This window comes from Microcoleus sp. (assembly GCF_049646505.1).
GTDB lineage: Bacteria > Cyanobacteriota > Cyanobacteriia > Cyanobacteriales > Microcoleaceae > Microcoleus.
Genome location: NZ_JBARVX010000405.1, coordinates 1 through 5,687, shown reverse-complemented (window position 1 = coordinate 5,687; position 5,687 = coordinate 1). Strand labels below are relative to the sequence as shown.

General features: G+C 47.5%; 4 protein-coding genes. 1 reads left to right on the top strand and 3 read right to left on the bottom strand.

The genetic code is table 11. From position 1 onward, the window contains the following. Positions 1 to 334: 334 nt before the first annotated feature. From WBA89_RS20145 to WBA89_RS20135, 3 genes are all read right to left on the bottom strand, one after another. A complete protein-coding gene (locus WBA89_RS20145) occupies positions 335 to 1,987 on the bottom strand; it encodes an alpha-amylase family glycosyl hydrolase (RefSeq protein ID WP_424408958.1) in 1,653 nt (550 codons plus the stop codon). A 436-nt stretch (positions 1,988 to 2,423) separates the two neighbouring features. Then, positions 2,424 to 3,143 carry a response regulator gene (locus WBA89_RS20140; protein ID WP_193972780.1) on the bottom strand — a complete coding sequence of 240 codons (720 nt, stop codon included), beginning with the start codon at positions 3,141 to 3,143 and terminating at the stop codon, positions 2,424 to 2,426. 83 nt (positions 3,144 to 3,226) lie between these two features. Continuing rightward, a complete protein-coding gene (locus WBA89_RS20135) occupies positions 3,227 to 3,361 on the bottom strand; it encodes a hypothetical protein (protein WP_424408957.1) in 135 nt (44 codons plus the stop codon). 181 nt (positions 3,362 to 3,542) lie between these two features. On the opposite strand from WBA89_RS20135, the gene WBA89_RS20130 reads away from it, so the two are divergent. Continuing rightward, positions 3,543 to 5,384, top strand: a complete 1,842-nt coding sequence (locus WBA89_RS20130; protein ID WP_424408956.1) for a PAS domain-containing sensor histidine kinase — start codon at positions 3,543 to 3,545, stop codon at positions 5,382 to 5,384. Positions 5,385 to 5,687: the final 303 nt, after the last annotated feature.

Genomic DNA, 5,687 nt, shown 5'->3' with positions numbered 1-5,687 from the left:
TCTGCGGTAAAAAAAAAGGCGTTGCTCTGGCGTATGAATCAACTTTTCGCTTGATGTTACAAAGCTCAGCATACTTGGCTTATAGCAATTGGGAAATCTTGAATTCATATTTGTATTCAGCAACGCCCAAATTTGATTGTCCTTAAGACAGGTTAGGATCGAAAACTTAATAACTTAAACACCTCCTACACTCCTCTCTCCTGTAAGTTGCTTTCCTCGAAGGAGGCAGAGCCTCCGGATCTGCATTACCAGGCAGAGCCTGGTAACGAGCAAACAGTCAACAATCAACAGTCAACAGTCAACAATTCCGGTATGAGTGCAAGCGGAATTGATATTACTGCCAAACAAACACTTTTGCTTCGTATTCCGGCAAGTCAATCATAATATTGTCATCGCCGGATTCAACATCATAATTTCCCGTCCATTCGTGCCAATTTCCGTTGGCCGGGAAGTGGGGAACGCTGTAACCTGCTAGATAATTTTCCGACATATTCGCCACTACCACTACTCTCGAACCTTCATCGTTCCACCGAGTGTAAGCAAACACTTTCGCGTCTGGATCTTCGTGGAAAAAATCAATGTTTTCTGTGTAAAGTGCTTGGTTGTTTTTACGCAGGTGAATCAAGCCTTTGTAGTATTCCCACAAACCTTTATTCATGTCATTTCCTAGCAGCGTCCAGTCGATTTTAGATTGCTCGATTGTTTTGGGTTTGTATTCGCCAAATTCTTCGCCCATCCAAATCAGCGGCACGCCAACTGCCGTCATTAACAGCGCAACTCCCAACTTCGCCCGCTTGAATGCTGCTTCATCCAAAATTCCCCGATCGCCCAATTCTGAGAATACGCGATCGTGGTCGTGATTGCTCAAATAATTGACTACATTCGTAGCGCCCAAGAAACCTTGCCGCTTGCAGTCGATTACTTCTTTGAGCCGCTCTAAATCAAAATTATCGCCGCACAGTTGTGGAATTATGGAGTGATAGAAACTGTCGTGCCAGCAGCCGTCCATCGGCCCGTCTACATTGGTGATGCTAGGATCTTCGGGAATGTATTCGGCAATAGTGTAAAACGGTTTTGGGCCGGCAACACTTTTAGCTTCTTGAACGATCCAGTGCATGAAATCGTAGTTGGCAATTTGTCGCGCTGCGTCGAAACGAATGCCGTCGAGATGGTATTCTTGAACCCAATAGCGGACTGCATCGCCGGCAAATTTGCGCGCGGGGTAAGTTCCTAACTTTTCGTCGTAAAATTCGTAGTTGAATTCTGGGCCCCAATTGTTGTCTGGATCGCGGGGGGCGTGGTGGTACCAATAATCGTGATCGATTTGGGTGAGGGGGCTGGATGATTCGGAGTGGTTGTAAATCCCGTCGATGATGACGCGAATGCCGCGGGCGTGACACTCGTCTATGAGGTTTTTGAGTTCTTCTGTGGTGCCGTAGCTGGACTCTGCTGCGAAGAAGTAGCGGGGGTTGTAGCCCCAACTGTAGTCGCCGGGGTATTCTTTGAGGGGCATGAGTTCGATCGCGTTGATGCCGAGATCCGCTAGGTAATCGAGTTTTTCGACTACGTGCTTGTACTTGCCGCGGGCGAGGGGATCTGCTTCGCCGCCGGAAAAGTCGGCAACGTGCATTTCGTAAATCACTAATTCTCGATCGGCTGGGAGGGGTTTGTCGTCGTGTTTCCAGACGTAGGTATCGATGATGCGCGAGCCATCTTCGATCCGAACAACGGCGTTTTGAGTCGGATCGTCGATGTCAGTCGCGTAGGGATCTACCACATCTACCCACTCATCTGCTTCCACAAACCAGCTTTTCGACTGCACGCGGAATTTGTATTGATGAAGGCCATCCTCCAAATCAACTGTGGTACGGAAATAACCTTCTTCGTCCTTTTCCATCGGGATTTCTTCCCAATTAGAAAAACACCCCATCAAGGCAGCTCCTTTGTTGTAGGGAGCAAATAACTTAAATTCAATGGGAGCGGCCATAGTTCCTCTTTTTAGGATATTTAAGTAAGAGTTGATACTTTTAATTTCGCAAATTCAAGCGAACTCAGGCATCAGTCTGGGGATATAACTTTTTTAACTGCTAAACTATTCCTAAAAGTATGAATACCTTGCCCCTGCCGCTGCATTTTGTGTGAAATCGCGCCAGTATTCGTCAGTCCGATCGCAATTCTTCTAATTGGCGATCGATCCCCCTAAGCATTACTAATCCATTCGTTATTTGGGATCTATCTTGAGGTATATTTATTTGCACAAGTATTCTTTTAAATATCTGCACTGGGATAGATTTAAATTTTAAAATAGCTTGTTTTTAAACTTAAAAGTATGCGGCTGGGTGCTGGCGGCGAACCTGAGATTATCGGGAACACTTCGCCGCCAGCACCCTACTTTTAAGTTGCTTTTGCCTGCAGGTCGCGCTTTATCCCACCAAGCCGGAACGGAGGGCGAGCACGGCTGCCTGAGTGCGATCGTCGGCGCACAACTTGTTTAAAATATTGCGGACGTGAGTCTTGACCGTACCGACAGTAATGTACAGCTTTTCGGCGATCGCAGCATTGCTGTAACCCTGCACGATCAGTTCCAAAACCTCTAATTCCCGCTCGGTTAAAGGGTAAGTTTCAATGATGTGACTGAACTCGGGTTCGGCAGCCTTAATTGTGACTCTTTTGCCTTCAGCCTTCGGTTCTTCCGGGGCAGACTCTTTAGTGCGAGCTTGTTTCAGGACAATGCGGGCGATCGCCGGATCGATCCAAGAGTTACCTTCGTGAGTTACTTTTACGACATCTAATAACTGATCGAAGCTGATATCTTTCATGCAGTAAGAGTCAGCTCCGGCGGCAAAAGCTGCCAGCACTTCTTCTTGATTGTCCTGAAAAGTCAGAATCAAAATTTTTGTATCGGGATCGGATTCCGTTACCGATTTTTTGAATTTTTGTGTCAGTTCAATGCCGTCAAAATCCGGCAAGCCAATGTCTACAATTGCTACGTCAGGCTTTGAAGACTGAAGCAGTTTCAATCCGTCTGTAGCGTTAGCTGCATCGCCGACTACTTCTATCGTGTCACGCTGTTGTAAAGCTGTGCGGATGCCGACTCTTGTCAGGTCGTGGTCTTCAATCAAAGCAACGCGAATTTTACTCATCTTTCTTCCAATAGTCCGCTAAATTTTTAAAATATCGTCAACTAACTCAGCCAAACTGAGTAAATTTGAGAATGTGTCCCGATTTAGGGTTTGACAACCCGCACATCTTTTTTAAGCATACTCATGCAGTCACCCTGTTGCAAGTTAATTTTTAAGTTATTTTGCTGCGATCGCCGGCTTGCGCCCGATCGCGGGACGGCAAGCTCTGAATGTTTCAACAGTTTAACTGAATTATGCCATTGTCCGCCCGTTGATAGAGGTAAATATAACACTACTCAGATAGATTTAAAGTATAAAAACTTTAGATGCACTAGAGCACTCAAAATAAACAAAGCTAGCAGCACGAGTCTTGAATCGATGTTAGGGCTCAAGTTGAATGCTTATTGATAAAAACCAGTTATGACTCACTATCACGGCAATAACTATTTTCGCTCCGAATTTTCCGACAGGGAAAGATTACACAAAGTATCAGAAATAACCTCCCCCGAAGGGCAAGTTTGCGGCTGCGAAACTCAGGACGATCGCCCTGTACCGGCATTTGCTCACATAGTTTGGAAAGTCAATGCCAACGGTCAGGCGACCTATTTGAGTCATTGCTGGGAGGAGTACACGGGGGTACCAGCAGCAGCAGGATTGGGTTTCGGCTATCTGGCGTGCGTCCACCCAGAAGACCGCCCCCGTCTGTTGGCGCGATCGCGCGCTTCTGTCAGGGAGGCGCAAAGTTACGAAATAAAATTTCGTCTCCAGGCGCGCTGCGGCACTTACCGCTGGAACATAGCTAGAGGCTCCCCCGCGAGCCCGGACAGTCAAGATGTTTTAGAGTGGGTGGGAACCTACACAGATATGGATGCGGTCGAACAAACTCAAGCTTGGCCAGAAGGAGAACCAGAATTTTGGCACCGCCAAGGGTGCTCGGAACCTAACTTCAGGGCCGAAAATTTGTGCGAAGTTATGAAGGTAACGGATGCAGGACAAGATTTGCAGGCGATCGAGCGGTTTACAAATCTGTTAAGCCAGCGGGCGGGCAACTTGTCGGAGTTGTTGCAAGCGATCGCGGACGCGACTGTGGAGGCGATCGCCGGAGCTGAATTTTGCCTGGTGGCGCTCCCCGACTGCGATTGCAGCGGCCTCAAATTCAGCGCTGTCGGAGGCACCCAAAACTTTGAGAAAGGCAAAACCCCGCAGGTGCAAGACAACCTGCTGTTGAAAGCCTTTGCGACGGGAGAGTCTCAACTGTGGTACTCTGAGTCGGGCTGCTCGGTGGCGGCGGCACAGGTCGCCGCGGCGATCGAGTCGGGGGGAACCGGGCGTTTGGGCGTGTTGGCGATCGGCAGCGGGAAAGAGTGCGCCGCCATTGACGGATCTTTACCACTGCTGGCGGTGATGGGAAAACAAGCTGCGATCGCGATTAACAGCGCGCGGGCGATCGAAAAATTAAAAAAGCAGGAACAGCTTTTAGACTTGCAAAACGAGCTGTTAATTCGCCAGCAGGAAGAATTGGAAAATCAGGGCCGGCGCATTCAACAGCAAAAATTGCAACTGCTAGAAGCAGCCAAGTTAAAATCGCAATTTTTGGGCACCATGTCCCACGAATTGCGAACTCCCATGAATGCAATTATCGGCTTTTCCCAATTGCTGCTGCGCCAGCACAAACAACTGCTGAGCCCCCAGCAAACAGACATGGTAGCGCGCATTTTAAATAACGGTAAAAATCTGCTCTTGCTGATTAACGATATCCTCGACCTCTCCAAAATTGAGAGCTGCAGCACTGAATTAAAAACAGAAAAATTTGATTTAGCGCATTTAGTAATGGATGCCGCCCTGGAATTCGGAACTCAAGCCAGCGAAAAGAATGTGGCAATGTCAGTCAGCGTCTGCTTGCAGGATCAGTTTATAGTTAATGACAAGTGGCGGCTGCGACAAGTTGTGGTCAATCTGATTTCCAACGCGGTTAAATTCACGGATCGCGGCTGCATTTGGATTGAGGTGGGTCAATTAAATGGCGATCGGCTAAATATCACCGTTCGCGACACAGGAATCGGCATCTGTGAAACCGATATGCCCCACATTTTTGACAAATTCCGCCAAGGAGACCAAACCACAACCCGCAATTATCCAGGCACCGGTTTAGGACTAGCAATTTGTGCCTCTTTAGTCCAGATGATGGACGGCACAATTACCGCAGAAAGTCAGCTTGAAAAAGGTTCGACATTTAAGATCGAAATTCCGCGAAAAATTTAAGATCGATCGTAAAAGAATCAAAAATCAAAAATCCAGAATATTTCGCAGGAGAAGTGATATCAATTCCGGTTGCATTCCTCATGACGGTTGACTGTTGACGGTTGACTGTTGACGGTTGACTCGATTTTATTATTCCGATGCAACCGGAAACGATATGACTTCAGAGAAAGCATCTGTGTTTTGTATTTGTAGCGCGATCTCAACAAGAGATTGCTTGCAAATAGAGCAGATTCCACCTTTCTGAAGTACGCCCCGGAGCGATAAATTCCCGTAAGGACACGGCGAAAGCCTAAGTCCCTACGG

Coding starts and splice junctions, on each gene's coding strand:
- WBA89_RS20145 (WP_424408958.1), bottom strand. CDS start 1,987: ATGGCCGCTCCCATTGAATTTAAGTTATTTGCTCCCTACAACAAAGGA.
- WBA89_RS20140 (WP_193972780.1), bottom strand. CDS start 3,143: ATGAGTAAAATTCGCGTTGCTTTGATTGAAGACCACGACCTGACAAGA.
- WBA89_RS20130 (WP_424408956.1), top strand. CDS start 3,543: ATGACTCACTATCACGGCAATAACTATTTTCGCTCCGAATTTTCCGAC.